The organism is Spirochaeta lutea, from assembly GCF_000758165.1.
Classification (GTDB): domain Bacteria; phylum Spirochaetota; class Spirochaetia; order DSM-27196; family Salinispiraceae; genus Spirochaeta_D; species Spirochaeta_D lutea.
In genome coordinates this window covers 13,040-34,115 of sequence record NZ_JNUP01000024.1, presented here as the reverse complement: position 1 = coordinate 34,115, position 21,076 = coordinate 13,040, and the positions used below count along the sequence as shown (strand labels likewise).

At 51.4% G+C, this 21,076-nt stretch carries 16 protein-coding genes and 1 pseudogene; 6 read left to right on the top strand and 11 right to left on the bottom strand.

Annotated features, from left to right (window positions below; genetic code table 11):
* The first annotated feature begins 94 nt into the window (after positions 1–94).
* The 4 genes and pseudogenes from DC28_RS03300 (at position 95) to DC28_RS03285 (ending at position 3,646) form a co-directional block, all read left to right on the top strand.
* Positions 95–1,297 carry an IS256 family transposase gene (locus DC28_RS03300; protein ID WP_037545877.1) on the top strand — a complete coding sequence of 401 codons (1,203 nt, stop codon included), beginning with the start codon at positions 95–97 and terminating at the stop codon, positions 1,295–1,297.
* 15 nt (positions 1,298–1,312) lie between these two features.
* Positions 1,313–1,603: pseudogene (locus DC28_RS03295) on the top strand (response regulator); the annotation flags it as partial.
* A 111-nt stretch (positions 1,604–1,714) separates the two neighbouring features.
* Entirely contained in the window at positions 1,715–2,065 is a 351-nt protein-coding gene (locus tag DC28_RS03290) for a response regulator (protein ID WP_052078399.1), read from the top strand.
* 45 nt (positions 2,066–2,110) lie between these two features.
* Positions 2,111–3,646, top strand: coding sequence for a DUF342 domain-containing protein (locus DC28_RS03285; RefSeq protein WP_037545873.1), 1,536 nt, complete (start codon positions 2,111–2,113; stop codon positions 3,644–3,646).
* Positions 3,647–3,692: 46 nt separating this feature from the next.
* On the opposite strand, the gene DC28_RS15150 is transcribed toward DC28_RS03285, so the two are convergent.
* The 3 genes from DC28_RS15150 to DC28_RS03270 all read right to left on the bottom strand — a co-directional run bounded on the left by DC28_RS15150 (position 3,693) and on the right by DC28_RS03270 (position 5,187).
* Positions 3,693–4,118, bottom strand: coding sequence for a ribonuclease toxin HepT-like protein (locus DC28_RS15150; protein WP_052078398.1), 426 nt, complete (start codon positions 4,116–4,118; stop codon positions 3,693–3,695).
* Entirely contained in the window at positions 4,108–4,398 is a 291-nt protein-coding gene (locus DC28_RS03275) for a nucleotidyltransferase family protein (RefSeq protein ID WP_052078397.1), read from the bottom strand. The genes DC28_RS15150 and DC28_RS03275 overlap by 11 nt, the downstream gene beginning before the upstream one ends.
* 336 nt (positions 4,399–4,734) lie before the next feature.
* Entirely contained in the window at positions 4,735–5,187 is a 453-nt protein-coding gene (locus DC28_RS03270) for an iron chaperone (RefSeq protein WP_037545869.1), read from the bottom strand.
* Positions 5,188–5,274: 87 nt separating this feature from the next.
* Between DC28_RS03270 and DC28_RS03265 the strand changes: the two genes are divergently transcribed.
* Entirely contained in the window at positions 5,275–6,447 is a 1,173-nt protein-coding gene (locus DC28_RS03265) for an ATP-binding protein (protein ID WP_238565756.1), read from the top strand.
* Positions 6,448–6,647: 200 nt separating this feature from the next.
* On the opposite strand, the gene DC28_RS03260 is transcribed toward DC28_RS03265, so the two are convergent.
* Genes DC28_RS03260 through DC28_RS03245 form a run of 4 tightly spaced genes read right to left on the bottom strand, consistent with a single transcriptional unit; the run spans position 6,648 to position 13,286 of the window.
* Complete coding sequence (locus DC28_RS03260; protein WP_037545864.1) at positions 6,648–8,078, bottom strand: ABC transporter substrate-binding protein; 1,431 nt, start codon at positions 8,076–8,078, stop codon at positions 6,648–6,650.
* A 35-nt stretch (positions 8,079–8,113) separates the two neighbouring features.
* On the bottom strand, positions 8,114–8,755 hold the full coding sequence (gene pgmB, locus DC28_RS03255; protein ID WP_037545860.1) for a beta-phosphoglucomutase: 642 nt from the start codon (positions 8,753–8,755) through the stop codon (positions 8,114–8,116).
* Positions 8,748–11,015, bottom strand: a complete 2,268-nt coding sequence (locus DC28_RS03250; protein WP_052078396.1) for a glycosyl hydrolase family 65 protein — start codon at positions 11,013–11,015, stop codon at positions 8,748–8,750. The genes pgmB and DC28_RS03250 overlap by 8 nt, the downstream gene beginning before the upstream one ends.
* The gene (locus tag DC28_RS03245) at positions 11,016–13,286 is read right to left on the bottom strand and encodes a glycoside hydrolase family 65 protein (RefSeq protein WP_052078395.1); all 2,271 of its coding nucleotides are present in this window, start codon (positions 13,284–13,286) and stop codon (positions 11,016–11,018) included. It lies immediately after the preceding gene.
* Between the two features lie 217 nt (positions 13,287–13,503).
* Between DC28_RS03245 and DC28_RS03240 the strand changes: the two genes are divergently transcribed.
* Positions 13,504–15,789: a helix-turn-helix domain-containing protein gene (locus DC28_RS03240; RefSeq protein ID WP_037545858.1), complete on the top strand. Its 2,286-nt coding sequence runs from the start codon at positions 13,504–13,506 to the stop codon at positions 15,787–15,789.
* Between the two features lie 84 nt (positions 15,790–15,873).
* Here DC28_RS03240 and DC28_RS03235 read toward each other — a convergent pair whose 3' ends face one another.
* From DC28_RS03235 to DC28_RS03220, 4 genes are all read right to left on the bottom strand, one after another.
* Positions 15,874–17,712: a discoidin domain-containing protein gene (locus DC28_RS03235; protein ID WP_052078394.1), complete on the bottom strand. Its 1,839-nt coding sequence runs from the start codon at positions 17,710–17,712 to the stop codon at positions 15,874–15,876.
* Between the two features lie 17 nt (positions 17,713–17,729).
* Positions 17,730–18,605, bottom strand: coding sequence for a carbohydrate ABC transporter permease (locus tag DC28_RS03230; protein ID WP_052078393.1), 876 nt, complete (start codon positions 18,603–18,605; stop codon positions 17,730–17,732).
* Positions 18,606–18,608: 3 nt separating this feature from the next.
* Positions 18,609–19,505 carry a carbohydrate ABC transporter permease gene (locus tag DC28_RS03225; protein WP_081941869.1) on the bottom strand — a complete coding sequence of 299 codons (897 nt, stop codon included), beginning with the start codon at positions 19,503–19,505 and terminating at the stop codon, positions 18,609–18,611.
* Between the two features lie 68 nt (positions 19,506–19,573).
* Positions 19,574–20,986, bottom strand: coding sequence for an ABC transporter substrate-binding protein (locus DC28_RS03220; protein ID WP_037545853.1), 1,413 nt, complete (start codon positions 20,984–20,986; stop codon positions 19,574–19,576).
* Between the last annotated feature and the right edge of the window lie 90 nt (positions 20,987–21,076).

The window sequence follows — 21,076 nt, the reverse complement described above, 5'->3', positions numbered from 1 at the left end:
GTTGGTGTACAATTCTTTCTGTAAATTAGGTTGAAGAAAGCAGGCCGATCAGGCTCAAATGGTAAGTGACGAAACAAACCATAAGGAGAGCCCGATGGCCTACCAATCAGAGTATACACTTTTAGAGCAAGTGATCCAAATGTTAGCCACCAAGGAAGACAGTAAATTTTCTAAGGTGATAGAAAAGGTAGTGAACGAAGCAATGAAACTTGAGCGAGCCAAAACCCTTCAGGCCGAACCCTATGAGCGGACCGAAGATCGAATGGGCTACGCCAACGGGTTTAAGAACAAAACCTTGGCTTTGGCTACCGGGAAGGTATTACTCAAGATACCTCAAGTCCGCGGACTGGAATTCTATCCCAGCTGTATCGAAAAGGGTATTCGGAGTGAACGAGCCTTAAAACTTGCGATAGCCGAGATGTACGTAAAAGGGGTCAGTACTAGACGGGTTTCAGATATCGTAGAAATCCTATGCGGCACCGAGGTGAGCTCCTCACAGGTAAGTCGATTGGCGAAGGAGCTGGATGAAGAGGCAACATCCTGGCGATCCTCGCCGGTAGGACAAATACAGTATCTCGTGCTCGACGCTACATATGAATCAGTGCGTGTAGGCTCGAAAGTGGTCAAACAGTCCCTACTGATGGCCATAGGCGTCGATTATGAAGGCAAACGTCAGATTTTGGGCACAGAAGTAGCCAATAGCGAAGCGGAGGTAAATTGGCGATCGTTTCTAGAAGGCCTGGTTCGTAGAGGGCTCCATGGTCTGACCATGATTACCAGTGATGACCATGCGGGTCTTCGAGCAGCTATCGATGCTGTGTTTCCTGGAATCTTGTGGCAACGGTGTCAATTTCACTTGCAGCAAAATGCTCGTGGTTACGTGACAAGGAAAGACGATGTCCCGGCGGTAGCGGCGGAAATCCGCAAGGTTTTCAATGCCCCAGATGAACAGAACGCCGAAAGGTACTTGCAGAGCCTGGTAGAAAAGTATGAGAAGACCCAGCCCCGTCTTGCCCAGTGGGCTGATGAAAATCTCCGGGAGGGATTAAGCGTATTTCATATCCCGGAAAACCACAGGAGGAAGTTACGAACCTCAAATTTGGCTGAACGTCAAATGAAAGAAATAAAAAGGCGAACAAAGGTCGTAGGCGTATTCCCTAATGCCGATAGTTTGCTTCGCCTTGCGGCGGCCATGCTGATCGAACAGAACGATCAATGGCAGAATGAAAAACGGTACTTACCCGAGTCTAATGATCGCCCTGCTTTTAAAGAAATTTACAGAAAAAAGGTTGCTTAATCCGGCCACCGGGTAACCGATGCCAAAACCGGCGCTGAGGCCCTGGAGATTTTTTCCCAAAAGAGCCGGGGCCCCGAGGCCTTTGACCTGGTGATTACCGATCTGGGCATGCCGGATATGGACGGACTTCAGGTTGCCAAGGAGGTGGTCAGCCTGGCCCCGAAGACGCCGGTGCTGCTGCTTACCGGATGGGGCGTATTTTTGGATAGCAAGAATCTCCCGGAGTATATTACTATGGTAGTATCCAAGCCGCCCACCATGGAGAAGATCCGGTCGGTCTTGGCGGAGCTCAGTCTCTGCATCTGAGGGCCAGGCGCTCCCCGGTAGGTTCGGTGGAGGACGGTACAACCCCGTACGCCCTAGGCTCGGTGGCAGAACAACCTTTTGCGCACTACAAACCTAAGGAGGAGTAGCCCTGTGAGCAAACGCATTCTCATGATTGATGACGAACTCCCCATCCTAGAAGCCTTTACCACCATCCTGGCCGACTTCGGCTTTGAGGTGAATACCTGCGCCGATGCCCGGGAGGGCGCCGATACCGCCAGCGCGGAGTTCTTCGACCTGGTTTTGGTGGATCTGCGCATGCCCGACATGGACGGCGCCGAGGTAACCCGTCAGATCCGCCAGAACCAACCAGAAACCACCATCCTCATTATTACCGGCTACCCCAGCGATCCCCTGATCCGCCAGGCCCTGGACTACGGTGCGGTAGGGGTCATAAAAAAGCCCTTTGATGTGGGGAAAATCCTGGATCTATTAGGGGATTAATTGCCCCGGGAACGCCCATTGACGCCCCGTTAGGAGCCATGATTCATGCAAGACCATCGCAAAGATAACCTGGATAAGCTCATCCAGTCTGCCAGACAGCATATAGAAGACTTCGAAACCTACCACCGCACCCTCCAGGACGAGATAGCCAACCTTCCCGAGGTAGCCGGAAAACAGATGCTCTCCCGCTACTACGACCAAAACGATATGCCTGCGGAAATGCCCATGGACGGCCATGTGGAGGTATCCGCCGATCCTGCCGGCCTGGCAGCCTTCGCCGACCTCTACCCCCCCAGCATCGGCATGCGCCCCCTCACCAAAAAACACCTGGCCGCAGCTCTGGAAAACCTGGGGATATCCTTCGGGGTGGATTGGGATGTTCTCGAAAAACTCATCGACAAATGCAACCAGGAAAAGGTACCCCTGACCGGCGTAGTCGTAGCCAAGGGCATAGCCCCCGAGCCCCACATTCCCGAACACATCGTATTAGAGGAGCGCTTCCTGGAGGATCCCAAACCCCGGGCCGATTCGGAGAGTCAGATCGACTACCGGGAGGTGAGCTCCTTTATCCTGGTCAAAAAGAATCAGCAGTTGGCCCGGATCATCCCCGAAAAACCCGGAAAACCCGGCACGGACATCTATGGCACCGTACTTCCCTTTGCCAAAGAGTCCCGCCCGACCCTGAGGCCCGGGGAGAACACCGAATACGCTAACGACGTTATTCTGGCCGGCTGCGACGGCAGGCTGGAGCTGTACCCCGGAGGGTTCCGGGTAAACCAGGTGCTCCAGGTCAAAACCGGGGTCAGCTATAAAACCGGAAACATCGACTTTCCCGGAGACGTCTACATAACCGGGGACGTCCGGGACAACTTCACGGTCAAATCCCAAAAATCCGTGTACGTCCAAGGCACCCTAGACGCCACCCTGGTGGAATGCGCCGGGGATCTGATGGTCAACAAGGGAATCATCGGTCGCAAGAAGGGGGTGGTAAAGGCTGGAGGCCGCCTAGTAGCGCGGTTTATCGAGAACTGCTACATCGAATCCGCCGGAGATATGACGGTCAGCTCAGGTATCTTGCACTCATCCCTGTACTGCAACGGACGCATAACCTGCATGCCCCGGGGCTTGGTTATCGGGGGTACCATCTCCGCCCAAAACGGGATCACCGCCTACCAGATCGGCAGCTCCATGGCCCCGAAAACGGAGATCTACTGCGGCATAGACTTTATGGCTAAAAACAGACTCCAATGGATCAAGGATAAGAGCCTCCAGCTTGCCTACACCCTGCGGAAGATCCAGGAGCAGATCTCCCGGATGCCTGACCCCGACACCCTGGAGCAGCTCTTAGCCACCCGGACGAAGATCCAACAAGCCATTTCCACCCTGAACGACCAGGCCTCATCCCTGGTAGTGACCCTGGACAAAAACGATACCGCCTCGGTGGATGTGTACGGTACCGTCTTTCCCGGGGTCTACATCGAGATTTCCCACGTATCCTACCTGGTGAACCGCCCGATGACCCGCACCCGCTTTGCCCTGGATAAGTCCGAAGGGCGCATCGTACCCCGGCCGTTGTCCTAGGGTAGTGCACAAAAGGTTGTAACTTTGCCCTGGGGCGGCACTACCCCTAGGACCCGACCCCGGCGTCCACCGCTATATCTGGTATGGTTTTTGAATCTCTCACGAGAGGATAGAGCAGCTCTTGATCCAACATGAATCCATAAGCATGACGATAAAAGTGCCTGAAGCTCATATACTTCCTCAACACTGCATATGTTTCAGCAGAAATCAATCTCTTTTCATGAGCGCTCATTAATAATTCTGCATGCCATTTTGCACTGGTTGGAATTTGTATCTCTTTATTTTTTAACTGTAGTATGAGTATTTTCTCCATTCCATTGTATATCGAATGGATAAGTGACGCCGCAGCACGCAATTGTAACTCGTCGATTCTATTCTCTTTGAACAGTGGTATAAGAATACATCCTAAATCAGCTTCTTTTACTATTTGAGAAAATTCAAATTCGATATCATCTTGGAGTCTATGCGACACGTTCTAACTTCCGAGTTTGCTTTATTCTCTTACTGAAGTCATTATCATAATCCAGGCCGATTAGGTCGACACTGCGGCTTAGCTGCTCAAGCAACTGTCCGTAAGCAGAAAAGAAATTTTCTTTTGGAAGGCCGATAACGGCAAAATCTATATCTGATTTTTCAGAGAAAGTCCCTTCAATAAGTGAACCAAACACGTAGATTTCCCGACATCCCGCATCTTTCAGGATCGCTGTTGCTTTTTCAATATCCTTCTGTATTTCTGGTGCGAGAGAAATCATGGTTTAAAGTGTATTCCTTTTATTTAGTTTGAGCAAGAAACGAAAGTTACTCGGAAAGGCTGAGTATTATGTTGTGCGCAAAAGGTTGTAACTTTACCCTGGGGCGGCACTACCCCTAGGACCGGACCCCGGGGTCCACCGCTATATCTGGTGTTGTTTACAAGCTTTTGCGCACTACATACAAAACCAGGCTGTACAGGCGTTGATATGGATTCCTGACATTTCGTTGCTTTGAACAAAATGTTTTAAGTAATGGTACAAAATGTTTCAGCTGGGCAAACATTTCATTTCAGCAGCTGAAACATTTTGAAACTATAGGCAAAAAGAACTGTTCCATTAGCTGAAAGTCGACCCCGCTGCTTTCCGTACAAGCTTGGTAATAAGCTCTTCCCCCTGGGGAGTTAGCTCGGTTACCGCAAAGCTGGTGGGCCACATGACCCCGTCATCGATCCGTGCTGCATCGTTAAAGCCGAAGGTGGCGTAGCGGGAATTGAACTTCCCCGCAGCCTGGAAGAAGCAGATGACCGTCCCGTCCTGGGCGTAGGCGGGCATACCGTACCAGGTCTTGGGCCACAGGTCGGGCGCGGCCTCGGTCACCAGCTGGTGGATTCGCTCGGCCAGGGCCTTATCGGCATCGGTCATCTCGGCGATGGCCTCCAGTAAGGCCTGCTCCCCCGCCTCGCGTTTTTTGGCCGCCTTCTTCTCCCGGGCCAGCTCCCGGGACCGTGCCATCATTGCCTTCCGCTCCTCGGCGGTAAATCCTGTCTTCTCTGTATCTTTTGGGGCCATGGCGCCCTCCTCTGTATAACGAGTTTTTCCAGTCCATCGTATGAAGTACTATATTTCTGTACGATTGTATCGTATAATAGAATCCATATGAAAGATATTCTCTACCAATATAACCCCTGGTGGGAAGAGGACTTTGCCCTTAAAGATATATTTCCCCGGGAGAAGTATATAAATCTCCTAACGGAGAACCTCGGAAATGACAATGTACTATTCCTGACCGGACTACGTCGTGTCGGCAAAACAACCCTGATGAAAATCCTTATTAAAAAACTTATCGATGCTGGTATCGAAAGTAAATTCATATTATATGTCAGCGTGGATGACTACCTTCTTAAAAACAAGAACCTTCTTGAGATCATCGAAGAATATAAAAAGATTCATCGCCTCACCTTTGATCACAAACTATACGTATTTTTTGATGAAATTACCTATCAGAAAGATTATTTCCATCAACTAAAAACCTTGTACGATAAGTATAGCATCAAAATCGTTGCTACTTCCTCGTCAAGTTCATTGCTCAAAGATAAAAAGGCTTTTTTGACGGGCAGATCAATCACCATCGAAGTAAAACCGTTGGATTTTCCAGAATACATGGTATTCAAAGATATCAATCTCAAGAAAAGAGACTCGGCTTTAGAGGAGGAATATTTTAAGGACTATATCCGTGATGGGGGACTACCCGAAAACGTCTTGAATCCGAATCGAGAATATCTGATGAATCTGGTGGATGATATTATTCAGAAAGATATAACGGCGTTTCATGGAATCAAGAACCATCAGATAATGAGAGACTATTTTACCTTGCTCATGGAACGAGGTGGAAAGCAACTAAGCATCAATAAAATTGCCAATATCCTTCATATTTCACCGGATACGTCACGCCGATATCTCTATTACTTTGAAGAAACATTTCTGATTCATTTGTTACCCCGATGGGGAAAAACTAATGAGAAAATCCTTTCATCAAAGAAAATATATGCTTGTGATTTAGGTATAAAATACCTATTCACAGGTGATCGCGATCTTAGAAGTTATTTTGAAAACTACATTTATCTTCAGTTGAGAAATAAGAAGGAAGTATTCTACCTATACGAAGATGGAAATGAAATTGATTTCATCACATCCGATACCATACTGATTGAAGCGAAATACAATGCTGAGATTTCTGGGAAACAAAAAGCGCTCTTCGATAGGATGAATGCTAAAAAGAAGCTCGTGATCAATTCTGTAGATGGACTGAAATTATTGGCTGGTCTATAGCGCTCCTAAGTGGGTAAAAGGTTGTAGGCTATGCCTGATATAGGGGTGTTGCCAATAATATGGATCCAGGGGTAGCGTACTCCATGGGTCGATTTACAAGCATTTGCGCAGTATTCATCATTCCCAAGCCATGAACCCTCCCTAATTAGATGCCCCTGGCCGGCCCTGAGGGCCCTGACGATATTCCGCCCGGGACCCGGTTATTCAGACCCCGAAGGGATGGCATAATACTCTCGTTTGAACTCCCCCGCATGAACATAGCGCTGTTCCCTGGATAGGAAGCTTTCAAAGCGCATGATGGGGGTTATTACCCGGTCCGCGGTTACCAGGGCCATGACGGGGTCGGCGCCGTCGATGAGGACCGGATCCAGCACGTAGCGTACTAAATGTTCTTCGTAGGTTTGAGGTAGAGCCCCGGGCCAGACGGTGCGCTCCAGGATTGTTTGGAACGCAGATAGGTTCTGGCCATCAACAATACCGTCGTTGGCATCCAGGCTGATTTTGCTGGGATAGGTTCCGAACTGCTGGCTCAGAGTTAATAAATAGGCATCACTGGCGAGATAGTAGGCGATCAGATCGAAGGCTACTGCCTGGTTCTCCAGAGGAGCATGGCGGTTTACTCCCATGCTGACCTCACCGTTGTTCCGATCGTAAGCTGGTGGAATCTCCCCGGTCCAGGAGGGCAGGGGGAAGGTAGCAAAGTCTATCTGGGGAGCATTACGGTTCAGCCAGTTAAGCACCCACCCCCAGGCATAAATAATAGAGGAGGATCCGAAACCGAAGGATTCATGGGCTTCGGGTAGGTAGGGGTCGGTGACCCGGGGTTCGGTGTAAAACCGCCGGATATACTCCAGGCTCCTGAGACTCTCCTGAAATGCAATCAGGGGGCGGCGGGGGTTGGAGTAGGAAAAGAGAGGGAGGCCTTGTTGCAGATTCAGGGCTGCAAACAGGGGATACCCCATGCCGTTGGGATTGAATCCCGCCCGGATGACTGTTCCATCATCATCCTGGATGGTTAGCTTCTGAGCCAAGGCATAGAGTTGATCCCAGTTTTTTGGTATATCCGCATCGGTCAGTCCGGCTTCCTTCCAATGCTGGATGTTATAGAGCATTGCGCCGGTCATGAGCCCGGTGTCTATAAAATACAGGTGCCCGTCCAGGAGGTGAGACCGGACCTGCCGGAAGTCCTGTTCGAGAATCTCAAGGGGAAAGACCGTCCGAGGGTAGGGCTCCAAATGGGCAATGAGCTGGCTGCTCATGGAGTTATGCATGTGAAACAGATCCGGGCCAATGCCGGTTTCAAGAGCGGCAGCCAACCTGCTTCGATGATCAGACCACGATAGGGAGGAGAGGGTTATTTCCACATTGGGATGCAGGGCCATGTAGTCCTGAACCAATTGCTGGTATATATCCTCATAATCAACCTGAGTCCAAAACTCAATCTGGATGGGCTTTCCGCCGTTAACGCTCTTGTTGGGATCATACTTGAGGGCGTGACCGATGAGCTGACTAGCAGTACCGGGGGGGTCGGCTGTTCCTGCCTGGCCGTTCCGGGGCTGGTCCGGCTGCCCGCAGGAGAGTATGCTTACCAGTAGAAGGGCTGCCAGGGGGCTGTACAGGCTAGGTTTCATAGATTACGTATCTCCTTTTGCGCACTACCATCCCCTTAACGATCCCAGACGAGTTCAGAAAGACCGGGAACCACCATGTCTGCCTCGGTAAGAATCCCGGGGCTTCCTATTCCCACAACCCGCATCCCGGCTGCCCTGCCCGCTTGGACCCCCGCAGCGGCATCCTCAAAGACGATACAGTCCCGAGGGGCCACTCCGATGGCCCGGGACCCGAGTAGAAAGACCTCCGGATCGGGCTTAGACCGGGAGGTCTTGGTACCGTCAATTATACCATCAAATACCGAGAGCAACCCGATCCGCTGGATGATCCGGGGGGCGTTTTTGCTGGCGGAGCCCAGGGCGATTTTAATACCACGCCCCTTGAGGCGCCCCAGAAACTCCGCAGCCCCGGGGAGAACCTCCCCGGGTCCCATGGTATCAATGTACTCAAGGTACCACGAGTTCTTCCGTTCCAGCCAAAGAAGCTTTTCATTCTCCGATAAGCTCACCCCTCCGATGGCCAATAACCGCTCTAGAGAATCCCGGCGGCTTATACCTTTTAGCTCTTCGTTCTGTTCCGGGGTAAAATCAAACCCCAGGGCAGCCGCAAGCCGCTTCCAGGCCCGGTAGTGGTACCGAGCCGTGTCTACCAGTACCCCGTCAAGATCGAATAGGGCACCCTTCATAGATTCAAGCATGGTCCGCTCCTTCTCCAGTGATGCTCTGCCAGGCTAGTACGGTGCCCGGCTCGATATAATGAGTCTTTCCCCGGTAATAAATGGCTATGGAATCCTCGGAAACCGTAATGCGTATTTGCGTCCCGCGAAGCACCAAGGGGCACTCAACCTCCCGCCAGTGGGACGGCAGGTGAGGGTCCAGAGAAAGGCCCTGGCGGGTAATCTGCAATCCCAGGAAACCAAAGACGACAATCTGCCATGCCCCGCCCTGGGCAGCCGGATGGGTACCTCCAATGTAGAGATCGCCTACATACTGCTTGGCCCGTCCGTCTAAATCGATCCGGGCAGATGTATAAAAGTACTGGAGAGCGTCCTGGGTATTACCAATCCGGGCGGCAATCCCGGCGTAGGCGGTGGCACTCAGGGAGGAACCGTGTTCAGTTCGCTGCTCGTAATACTCCCAGTTGGCCCGGATGAGTTCGTCCTCAATCACCTGAGGGAAGAGGTACAACCCCAATACCACATCTGCCTGCTTAATAACCTGGGTCCATCGGGCTAAGCCGTTCTCGCCTCCCAGGTATTCATTGGGATGCAACCTACCCTCCAGAACTTCTTCGATGCCTACCTGCCTAAGGGTCAGGTACCCATCAAATTGCGGAATAATTCCAGCACTCCCCCAAGGCTGGGGGATATAGAGCCGCTGAACCACATCTTCGGCCAACCTCACCTCCCCGGGATCTTGAAGGCTCCCGGTTTCCAGGGCGAATTCTAAACAGTGCTTAACCATGAGATTGGTAAAAAAGTTATTGTGAACACGTTCGTGGTATTCATCCGGACCGGTTACATCCAGAAGTTCATACCGGTTCAGATCCGGACGTAGATGGCAGCGGCTCAGATAAAACCGGGCGCATTCCCCGATAACCTGCCTGCCCCCCTGGTCCAAAATTTCCCGGTCACCGGTCCGAAGAATGTAGTTCCCTAAGGCAAAAACAATATCCGCGCTAATGTGAATCTGTTTTTCCCGGAAGAAGGTTCTCATGGGCCGGCCGGTAATAACGTCGGTGATGTTGTAGTCCGTACAGGCCTCCTCGCCTTGATCCTGGGCCTCCCAGGCATAGAAGGCACCCCGATAGCCGTACTGGGCCGCCTTCTTCAAGGCGCCCGGCAGACCCTGGATACGATTCAGGATGAGGGAACGGGCCCGGCGGGGATGGGTGAGCTCATAAAAGGGCTGCATGAAGATTTCTGTATCCCAGAATATCGCCCCCTTATACACCTGCCCGGAAAGTCCCCGGGCGGGAACACTCAAGGCCTCACCCTCCGGCGGAAGCAAACTCAGGAGGTGGTACAGGCTGAACCGCAGAGCCTTCATGGCTTCACTGTCCCCAGAAATACGAACATCGGATGCCTGCCAGAGGTGGTGCCAGTGTTTCCGCTGATTCTCCTCCCAGTACTGCCAATTCCGGGCTGCCAGCCTGGGTAGATCGGTGAACACCCTCGAAAAATCCTCCCGGTCGCCCCAGCTCACCAGGATATGCACGTCCACCGTCAGCCGGTTTTGGGGGGATTCCACCGTTTTGAAGGCACTCAAACCCCCGGTAGGACTGCTCCCCCGACCTTCAGACGCCGGAGAAAGCGGTTCCAACCCACCTTCCACAACCCGGGCATGACGGGCTATACGAATAGGAATGCCACGTTCCTGGGTTTCCATTTGAATCTCTTCAACCATGACCCCATCAATGAGCTTCATCCTTGGAGTGATCTTGTGTAGATGCGGACCGTTGATATCCCAAATATCCGGATCAACGCCCATGGTGAGCTGCCAACTGCTACCGGGAGAGTGGGTCCAGTCCAGTTCAAGACGCTGTAAAATTAGACCTGGCACCTCTTGGGAGACAAAGCGCTGGCTCTTGAGTCCTAACACTGGCGCAGAGGGATTCTCTGTCCTGCTAAGCAGGGAGTTCCGCCAATGGATGCCCGCAGCCAAATCAATTCCGTGACTATGGTTCGCCGGACTGGAGGGACAGATCTGCAGATCCCGGCCCTGGTCATCCTGAACCCTGAGATACAGCGGATTGGGCAGGTTGACCGGCTCGCTCCATCGGCCTTCATGGCTGTCGTATATACCGTTGATCATAACCCCGGTTTTCTGGGTGCTGCCATACTCTTCCAGGGTCCCGCGCACCCCGATAAATCCGTTGGCGCAGAGGAAATTATTACCCCGGGTAATTATCTGATCCTCCGACGGGATGCCGTGCTCTTGAATTATCCAGCCATCCATCTACTGCACCCTCGTTGTGGGTATCTGGATGCTTCTGGGAGCTGCTGTCCCTCCCAAATTCCAGGATTCACCCCCAAGAATTAACGGCAGCCCATCCCCGGAGACAAGGGTCACGGAGGTCGTCTCCCGGGTTACCAGTACTTGGATATGGGAATTCCGGATATGGAGGTTGAACCGGTACCCGGTCCAGTCTTCGGGCAACACGGGGTTCATGACCGGTATTGGGCCGTCAGATCTGAATCCCCCGAAGCCGTACACAATATTCATCCAGGCACCGGCGATGGCGGTACCGTGCAGACCCTCCCGGGTATTACGGTTGTAGTTATCCAAATCGATCCGGGTGGCGAATCGGAAAAACTCTAAGGCTTCCCGGTATTTTCCCAGTTCCACCGCCAAGATGGAGTGAACCGAGGGAGAGAGGCTCGATTCATGGATGCAGCGGGGTTCGTAGTACTCATAATTCACCTGTTTCTGCCGGCGGGTAAAGCTCTGGTTATACAGGAACATGAACATGAGCACGTCGGGCTGTTTGATCATGTCATTCCGGTAGATGCGATCGTAGCTCCAGGAATGGTAGAGGGGAAAGTCTTCTTGGGGTATGCAATCCAGATCGATATGGGGTAGATCAAAAAATCCCTCGTGCTGTTCGATGAGTCCCCGTGCGGAATCCTGGGGAATGTACATCTGAGCGGCGATGGCCGCGAACTCCTCCCTCTCGCGGTTGGAGAATCCGATTTTTTCCACCAAGGATTTCCAGACTTCCGGTTCTGTTTCTGAAACATGGGATAGAATTTCCAGGGCAAATTCGAGGCATCTCTTGGCCATATAATTGGTATAGGCGTTATGATTCACCATCATCTGGAATTCGTCCGGACCCATTACGCCGAAAAAACCGAACTGCTGTTTTGTTTCGGACCACTGTACCCGGCTCGTGAGAAAGCGGCTGATCTGTAGAAGCATCTCCAATCCCTTGTCAGCCAGGTAGCCGGTATCCCCGGTTATATTCCAATAATGCCATAATGCGTAGGCAACGCCCGTGCTGGGCTGGAACTGCAAACTTGCATGCTGCCATAGGGTGCAGCTTTCGGTGCCGTCAATGGTTGCCACGGGATAACAGGCCCCCCGGCAGTCGAGCTCTTTGGCACGGTCCAAGGCCTGGGGCAGGGTCCGGTAACGGAAGTCCAGGAGCCGTTTTGCCGCCTCCGGGTTAGAAAACAGGTAGTAGGGCAGGCAATAGACCTCGGTATCCCAGAAGGCATTGCCGTTATACGCCTCGCCGCTGAGGCCCTTGGCACCAATATTTGCCCCGGGGGAGGCCCCATGGTAGGTCTGCTCAAGTTGGAAAATGCAGTACCGGATGCCCTGCTGATTCTCCAGGTCTCCCTCAATCTGGATGTCGGACCGGTGCCATACTTCATCCCAGTACGCTCGGTTTTCTTCCAGGGCGTCATGAAAGCTCAAGCCCTCCCGGGACCGTGGAGAATGGCCTTCCCTCAGAAGGTTAATCTCCCGCTCCACCACAAGGGTCGAAGCAGGATCTACCAAACCTGTAAGCCGAATACCTACAGCCTGATCTTCCACCAGGGGGGTTTGAGCCAGGGTCAAGCTGGAATGCATGGCGAAAGAGGCGGCCAGCTGTTTGTTCAGATGTTTCGAGGTGCCGTGAATGGTTGCCCTGTCCTCTGCCACAGACCGCTGGCTACAGGACCAGTAATTTTCCTTCTGCTGCTCATGGATATGGGAAAAATCCAGGGACAGATCCAGCTCCACAGGTGCGGTACATCCCAGGGGCTTTAAAGTGATTCTCTGGTACGCCCGTTCGGGGCGTTTCATACTCAAAAACCGTTCAAAACAGAGGCTCACCTTCCGGGATGGATCAACCTGCCAGGTAAAACACCGGGTTACCAAGCCTGTTCGGAAATCCAGAAACCGAGAATAGTCGGAGAACCGGGAGCTTGCCAGATCCAATACCTCACCGCCGATACGGATGGTCACCGCAAACCAATTCACGGTGTTCACCATGAAGCACATCCGATTGGACACACCTCGATAGCTGGTAGGTTCGGAGGCACGTTTTTCTTCGAACACCTGATTAACATACGAGCCCACCAGGCTGTCTCCACTGTACCCTTCCTCAAAAAAGCCCCGGGCACCCATATACTCATTTGCCTGGCTGAAGAGGGATTCGCTCACTCTGCTTCGTTGGGGATCAAATCCAATTTCCCGTATTCCCCATTCTTCTGGGGCCAAATACTTGTCTGCTTTTTTCATGCCGTCCTACTTTACTTGTGGTTGACTCAAGTATGCGGAGGCCTCATTCCCGGCGTAAACCTGACTTTTCCGGTATTTAGTAGCGATTCCCAAATGTCCATCCCGGGGCAAGGCTGCCTTTCTTCTAAAAATTGTCCTTACCGCTGATTTACAATGATTTTCTTGCGCCAGGTACATGCCATGCTATGATTTACCATCTCAGATACAACGGTGGGCTATGAAATATAAGAAACGCATCTCCATTTCTATTCTCGTAATCCTGCTTGTTCCGGTCATTTTGAATACCATCGTGTTATTTGTACGGATGTACGACCAAACAGAACGGGAGCGGTGGAAGTTCATAGTCAGCACCAATGCCCAGCTTCAAAGCACCATGGATTATTTTGTAACCCGCATCCAGACCGATTTAGTCTACCTTTCATCACGGCCGGAGCTAAAAAACCTGAAGCAATGGTACGAAACCTCCGACTTTCGCGAGAAGCGGAATTTCTTTCTAAATTTCGATCCCTTCAGCCGGCTTTCCGATTATTATGACGAGGCCTACCTGGTCCACCCCAAGGATAATCTGATGCTGGATCTCAAAAACAAGCTGGTGAGCTCTATCGAGCACTCCAGCGCCGGATCGACCATCCAGAGGCTGAATAAAACCCTGGAATCCTTCCAGGGAGAAAAAGATATTCTGCTCTCCCTGCCCGGCCAGCCGAGTTCCCGGGTATTCCTCATCCGGAGCATACAAAACTCAGCTGACGGGAGCAGCTTCTACATGTACATCCAGTTGAACGAGAACTTTTTTAAGAGCCTGCTCGATGAGATTTTTATAATCGATAACTCCTTCGTAATTATTACCAACCAGTACAACGAACCGGTTATAATCCGCCAATCCAAAAGCAGCCTATCCCTGGCCTCCTTCTCCCAGGACTGGCTGAATCATGGAACTGATCAGGGTCCGGTGATTCACGACAGGAACGGAAGGCGCTATCTCATTACCGCGAATCAGTCCGCAGATACCGGCTGGCGCTATTTGTATGGCGTTGATTATTCCAGCATTCATGATGATCTTGCCCGGTTCCTGGTTCAATCCGGCCTCATTACCGCGGGCATTATGATGGTTCTGTCAGCTCTGGCACCCTGGCTGGTGAACTCTCTGTACCGCCCCCTGGAAAACCTGGTGCTTAGCCTCGGAGATCCTGATGGACTCCAGGATGTAGACGAGTTTTCCCGTATCCAACTTCATATAAAGCGCCTGAGCGACCGGAACAAGGCCCTGAATACCACCCTTTACAGCAGCAACCCCTACCAGAAGGAGGGGGTAATCCAGGCACTTCTCCATGACCCGGAGCTGCTGGGCTCATCTCTGGAAGGAGAAGTGGAACGAGCCCAGCTTTCCCTGCTACCCCAGTCCGGCGACCAGTTCCTGATTATTGAGTGTTTATTGAAAAGCCGTTTTACCCAGGAAGGCACGACTCCAAGCAAGCTCCTGGTGGTGGAACGGGATGCAACCATTGCAAAGTGGTTCCATTTTCATCAAGACATCGCCTATGAAACCGTACTGACCGATGATTCAAAACTCGTCTTCATCTGCCGAATACCCCACAGTCTGCTATCAGGCCAGGATCAATCATCACTGAGCACCTTTGATATCTGCAATTATCTCCACCTGGATGAAGAGATCACCGGAAACATTTACCTGGGCTGCAGCACCCTGCACCCTTCTCTGTACGAGCTCTCCGACGCCTACAAAGAAGCACGGATTGCCATTGAGTACCGCACATTGTTTCCCAACCGTACTATAGTCTCCTACACCCAGATTATATCCGGGCAGCCCCGGCTGCATTTTTACCCCTACAATGAAGAAATGCGGATAATCAATGCGGTAAAGCAACGGGATCGCAACCAATCTGAGGCTGCGTTGGAACAGTTTTATGCCATTCTTGGTGCCTCCGGCCTGCCCTTTACCCAGCTGAAACACGCCGTTTTTCACCTGTTAGATTCACTGTTAAAAATTCTTAAAGAATTTGATGTGCCCTTAAAACAAGAAACGGTGGAAAGGATTACCGAGGTTAGCCAGACCATTGAAGAAACCATTGATACCACAGAAATGCACCAGGGGATTCAGCAGTTGCTGGCCAAGATCCTTGATGTGCTTGACGATACCCAAAGCTCGGCAAGTGTCATGATTGCCGAGAGTGTAAAGGCTATCATTGACCAAACCTATACAGACAGGAATCTCAGCCTGGATCAGATTGCGGATCAGCTGCGGTACAGCGTCTCACACATTTCTGCCATTTTCAAAACCGCCTACGGGGAAACTATAAAACAGTACATTACCAACCTCCGCCTGGCCAAGGCCAGGGAGCTCTTAATTTCCACGGACCACAAGGTCGAGACCATAGGTAAAGAAACCGGATACGATAACGTGGGATCATTTGTGAAAATCTTTAAAGCCTACATGGGAGAAACCCCGAAAGAATTCCGGCTCCGGAACCGCCTGGGTCAGCAGTGAAGCCCGCCCAAGCCCGGCGAAACGGGGCCCGTGGTTGCCCCGCCGCCGAGAATGCTTCCGGATTGCCCGGCTGCAGCCGGGGTACTACCGGCCGTAGATTTCCAACTCAGCAATCTGTCCGGCATTAGCACCGTCATTAGCTGTAATGAGTACCTGGAGATACCGAGCGGCCCCCGTCAGATGCAAGCTGTATGTGTTTCCATTAGTTTGGGGATCGAACTCCGCTGCCTGCTCAGGAACCAGTATGGAAAAATCTTCACCATCCGAACTACCCAACACGGCAAGGCGCTGAATCCGCGTAGCCCAAATCCGGGCCGGATTAAGCCGTATCACTACCGCCTCGAGCTGGGTTTCCCTACCCAAATCGACGGTAATACGGTTAGGATACCTGTCCGCCCCCCCTTCCCAGTAGGTAGTCGTCTGGCCGTCTACTGCATTCTGGGGTATAAAATCATAAATATGGGAATTCGCGGAAACAGGCCTGCCCAGGGCAAGGTTAGGTTTATCTCCGGGGTTGTAGGCTGCCTCTTGGGGTGATTCTAATGCCCCTACATCTGCCCCTGCCCAAGCGTCCGGTAAAAGGGGGAGAACAGTTGGGGGAATCTTGACCCCCGCCTCAGACACGGAGGTTCTGAAGGCCGCCAGGTCTCCGGCTAACAAGGCCGTGGTGGCATTCTCGGCAGCTACTCGTGCTTTCTCGGAGGCCTGAGCATCGGTACTGATCCGGTAGAGTTCCAGGGGAATCCGTAAATCCTTTGTTCCAAAAAGAAAGCGCGGGTTCTGCCGTATCTGAAGGGTTTGCAGATATTCCAGATCTCGGTACCCCCGTTCTGCCGTGGGCTCCACCATGGTACCTTCTCCATAGTCATTCCAGGTTGCGATTTGAATGACCTGGGCCTGGGATTTCAGAGCCGCCTCCAGGGTCAACTGGAAGGTCCGGCCATCATAATCATCTAGGAACCCATAGCTGGGCCCTGTACTGGCTTCCCGGTAGATATCATGGAAGCCCGGAAATGCTGTAGTCACCAGGAAGGGCGAATCTCTCTGGAGCCGGTAATACTCATTCAAATACGTGACAAGTCGTGGAATTGCGAGAACACCTCCCTCTGATGCCCACATTGGTGGCCAGGCAAAGGACCCGTCCGCTATGGACGCGCTGTGGCCATCCAGGGTCATAAAAAGAGGCCTCGGCTGGGCTCGGGAAAACATCCGGTCCCAGTGCTCGGGGTTCACAAAGTACTGAGGTCCGAAGGTTAAGAGCACCGGCCGTCCCTCATGGGTCAGGTACCCGGGATCGGTAAACCAGGTATCCTGCATATACTGCATTACCCTCTCCCCGGCAGCCAGCCCCCCATCCTTGGGAATGACCCCGGCCTCAATCATATGCCCGATGCTTTGATCCTCATAACAGATGGCGAATTTCAATCCCGCTTCACCCAAGACCTTGATCATCGCCAGGGTAGACTCATGAATGGATCGATAATCTAAGGCATCTTCAATGCCGTACCAATCGAAAATGACACCGTCTATTCCCGCCAGTTTCATGAGACTAACCTGGTACCGGAGAAGCTGGGGATCAGAAGAATCGTAGGGACCCGTTAGGGGATAATAATGGGAACCGATATCAACTCGTCCGTTTTCGAGGATTCGATAGGGATCAAACACCCCACCTCCCATATGCCAGTGAAAGCCGAAGCCGCTGCTTATCGGCGGGGCCTCAAACCATGGCATATAATGAACCATAATCAGGGGATCCGAGGTTTCCCGCCCTTCGGGCTCTTGTATATCCAGGCGATTCCCCGCGTCGGTAAATAGTTCTTCACTGCTAGGAACCTTGGAGGTGGTACACCCCATAATCCATCCCAACAGAACAATCAATGCCATCCCAGCCAATCTGAGATCTACTGAAGCATGCACAGCCATACGATCCTCCTTTCTCCTTAGCCCTTAATACCAGCGAAGGTTACCCCTTCAGTGATGTACCTCTGAAAGAACATGAAGAGGATCAACGGCGGCAGTATACTGAAAAACATACCCGCCAACTGGATGTTCATGGGCGGATTGCCGCCGATTACTGAGGTGCGGTACCAGAGCATAATAGGCATGGTCCATTTTTCCGAACTAGTGATTACCAGCTGCGGCCAAAAAAAGTTATTCCACACCTCCAGAAACGCGAGTATAGAAATTACAGCAATTACCGGTTTCGCAATCGGAAGAATAATGCTCCACAGAATCCGTAGCTCAGAAGAACCGTCGATCCTGGCGGACTCACAAAGTTCGATGGGCATCTCATCCATAAAACCCTTGGCCAGGAGCAGCGGAAACGAACTTGCTGCACCGGGTAAAATCAGTGCTAACCAGTTGTCATAGAGCCCGAAGGCATTAATAACCAGAAAGCTTGGGATAATATACGAGAAAACCGGAAGCACCAGGGTGGATAAAAACAACAGGTAAATAGTCCGCCGAAAAGGCACTTTCAGTTTGGACAACGAATAGGCTGCTAACAGTACAACCAGAAGCCGAGCGGTGAGGGTAGCCAGATACACCGCAAAGGTATTGAAAAGCATCAACGGGAACCGGAAGCTTCGCCAGGCCGTAGCGAAATTCCCCAGGTTCCAGGTTTCGGGCAGCAGGGTTACCGGAATTTTGTACACATCCGCCGGTGCTTTAAGAGAGGTTAGAAAAACCCAGATTAACGGAAATACCATTACCAAGGAAAGCAACACCGCCATGATGAAAAACAGAATGTACGCTGCCCTGTTCCTGGGCTGCCGGTACTCATTAAATGAGAGAATACCACGAAGGGTGTTTGCCATGGGTTAGCTCCTTTTTGTTTCGGCAAGACCGGTCTTCTGTACATAAAAGACCGAGAGTCCGATCATTGCCAGAAGGAAGAGTGAGCCTAAGGCACCTGCTCTCCCGAAATCTATTTTTTCAAAGGCATATTGATGGGTCAAAAGCATGAGGGTAAGACTTGCATCGTTCGGACCCCCTTGAGTAAGAACATACGGCTCCTGGAGCACCTGAAAGGTTGCAATCAGCTGTAATACCAGAAGCAGCTTTATAGTTCCAGAAATAGAGGGCAGAGTGATGTACCAAATACGCTGGAAAAACCCAGCCCCTTCCATCTCCGCACTCTCATAAAGCTCCGGATTAACAGAGGTCAGACTAGCCATGTACAACACCGCGGTCGATCCAAAACCTTGCCAGGTTGCCATAATCGCGATCGAGAGGAGTACCTGATTTCCGCTTAATAACCATAACTGGGGCTCAACGCCGAAAATACCTAGAAAAGCATTGAGCAGTCCGAACTGGGGGTTGAAAATCCAACGCCAGATTATATAGGTGGCGATAGCTGGGAGAATATTCGGTATGTAAATCGCAGTACGGAAAAACCCCCTCCCCCAGCGCAACTCAGAGATTGCCAGGGCAACAATGATGGGTATGATAAAACCGAATACTAAGCAAATCAGTACATAGAAGATTGTGTTTGAAAGAGCTGTAAAAAACCGCGGGTCATTAAAAATAGCCCGGAAGTTTTCAATGCCGATCCACTTCGGCAAAAAGCCTGGATTGTATTCAGTGAATGCTAGCAGAAAATTCGCCAGAATAGGCAGCCATTGGAAGAGCGCGAACACGATAAAGGCGGGGACTAAAAATCCTAATCCTACCGCGTAGGGTCTTTTTTTCGATGGATTTGGTAGATCTCGTATCATTTCGGTACCTTTTATTAAAGCCCCGGAGGCGGAAGCCGCCCCGGGAGCTGAAGAGTAGTAATGCCAAGTTATTGAGCGGCATTAAGGGGATCCAGAACCTCCTTCTGGAACCGATCATTGTATTCCTTCATGATCCGTTCTGGATCTGCATTTTCATCGCTCAGAAGAAGCTGCACGACATTTGCAAGGTATTCACCGTAGAGATCTTGGGCAGCTACAGCTGGTTCGGTATGTGCTGTTCCTGGCAATAATTCCAGGAACTCATCATCCCCCCAGATAACTGCCGCATCTGGGTTCGCCGCCATAATAGCAGTCTCCCGCTGGATATACTGGGCTTCAGGCAAGAGGGGTGAATACTGAAACTGTGCCCTATATTGGCCATTAGATCGGGCGTCCGCAATTTCTGATTCTATCCGCTCTAATCCCGCTTCATCATAGCGTTCAAAATCTATCCACGCGAAGGCCGCATCCTGCACTGCCTTGCTACGGGCGGAAGCTGCATTAATTACCATGAATGTTCCACCAAGAACCCCGGCATGCCTGCCCTGAGATCCCGGCCCCTTTGGCATGATTACAACTCCAATGTTATCAGGGTCCATTCCAAAGCTATTAATGGGAATTGCCCGTCCCCAGTCGGCATCAAAGACCATGGCAGCCTGACCCGCACCGAAGACGTTAAATACATCACCCCAGCCGTTTGCCCATTGAGATGGGATTACATCATGTTTCCATTTCAGATCCTTAAAAAACTGGGCTGCCGCGATGGCCTGGGGTGAATCAAATACTGAGTAATACTTACCATCCCGTATTTCGACAACTTCTCCGCCGGCTTGGTAGATAAAATCTGTAAATCCCCAGCCGCCTTCGCCGCCACGCCCCATGGGAGCAAAACCAGCCACCCCAGCACTCTTATTAGTGGTCGCTCGTGCTGCTTCGAGAAATTCATTCCATGTCCAGTCATTCTTCGGATAGGGCTGATTCGCCTGATCAAAGAGATCCTTGTTATAGATTACATGCTTTACATAGTTGTTCTCTGGAATTCCGTAGCGTACCCCATTCACCATAAAGGGATCGAAGGAAGCCGGATTATACCAATCCATTTTTTCCCAAGAAGCAAGATAGTCATCCAAGGGTAAAGCCCAACCTTTACTAACCCAAAGCTGTGCTTCCGTTGCCCACACACTCATCATGACATCCGGTGCCTGATTCGCAGCCTGCCGTACAAAAAACTCTCCGGTGTTATCGTACTCAATATGAACCGGAATTATTTTTATGTTCGGATGCTCTGCTTCAAACCGGCGTGCTTTATCGAGCTCTGCTTGGATACGGTACTGATTTTCCTCATTATCCCGGGGAAACTGCACCCTCAATTCAACCACCGAACCCGATGCGCCCGGTTTTGCTGATTCACCTTGTCCTGCTGCCCATACCACTGTGGCAGCCAGAACTAGAAGAAGAACAGAAATAATTTGCTTCTTCATCTTGTGCCTCCTTATTTAGGTTGGTTAATTGTAGGGAGGGTTTTTCAAAGGACGAAACATGAGAAATCTGTAATTTTATTCTTTATCGGG

Bases quoted from the DNA above. Each gene is read 5' to 3' on its own strand.
- DC28_RS03300 (WP_037545877.1), top strand. From the start codon at position 95: ATGGCCTACCAATCAGAGTATACACTTTTAGAGCAAGTGATCCAAATG.
- DC28_RS03285 (WP_037545873.1), top strand. From the start codon at position 2,111: ATGCAAGACCATCGCAAAGATAACCTGGATAAGCTCATCCAGTCTGCC.
- DC28_RS03275 (WP_052078397.1), bottom strand. From the start codon at position 4,398: ATGATTTCTCTCGCACCAGAAATACAGAAGGATATTGAAAAAGCAACA.
- DC28_RS03270 (WP_037545869.1), bottom strand. From the start codon at position 5,187: ATGGCCCCAAAAGATACAGAGAAGACAGGATTTACCGCCGAGGAGCGG.
- DC28_RS03265 (WP_238565756.1), top strand. From the start codon at position 5,275: ATGAAAGATATTCTCTACCAATATAACCCCTGGTGGGAAGAGGACTTT.
- DC28_RS03260 (WP_037545864.1), bottom strand. From the start codon at position 8,078: ATGAAACCTAGCCTGTACAGCCCCCTGGCAGCCCTTCTACTGGTAAGC.
- pgmB (WP_037545860.1), bottom strand. From the start codon at position 8,755: ATGCTTGAATCTATGAAGGGTGCCCTATTCGATCTTGACGGGGTACTG.
- DC28_RS03250 (WP_052078396.1), bottom strand. From the start codon at position 11,015: ATGGATGGCTGGATAATTCAAGAGCACGGCATCCCGTCGGAGGATCAG.
- DC28_RS03245 (WP_052078395.1), bottom strand. From the start codon at position 13,286: ATGAAAAAAGCAGACAAGTATTTGGCCCCAGAAGAATGGGGAATACGG.
- DC28_RS03240 (WP_037545858.1), top strand. From the start codon at position 13,504: ATGAAATATAAGAAACGCATCTCCATTTCTATTCTCGTAATCCTGCTT.
- DC28_RS03235 (WP_052078394.1), bottom strand. From the start codon at position 17,712: ATGGCTGTGCATGCTTCAGTAGATCTCAGATTGGCTGGGATGGCATTG.
- DC28_RS03230 (WP_052078393.1), bottom strand. From the start codon at position 18,605: ATGGCAAACACCCTTCGTGGTATTCTCTCATTTAATGAGTACCGGCAG.
- DC28_RS03225 (WP_081941869.1), bottom strand. From the start codon at position 19,505: ATGATACGAGATCTACCAAATCCATCGAAAAAAAGACCCTACGCGGTA.
- DC28_RS03220 (WP_037545853.1), bottom strand. From the start codon at position 20,986: ATGAAGAAGCAAATTATTTCTGTTCTTCTTCTAGTTCTGGCTGCCACA.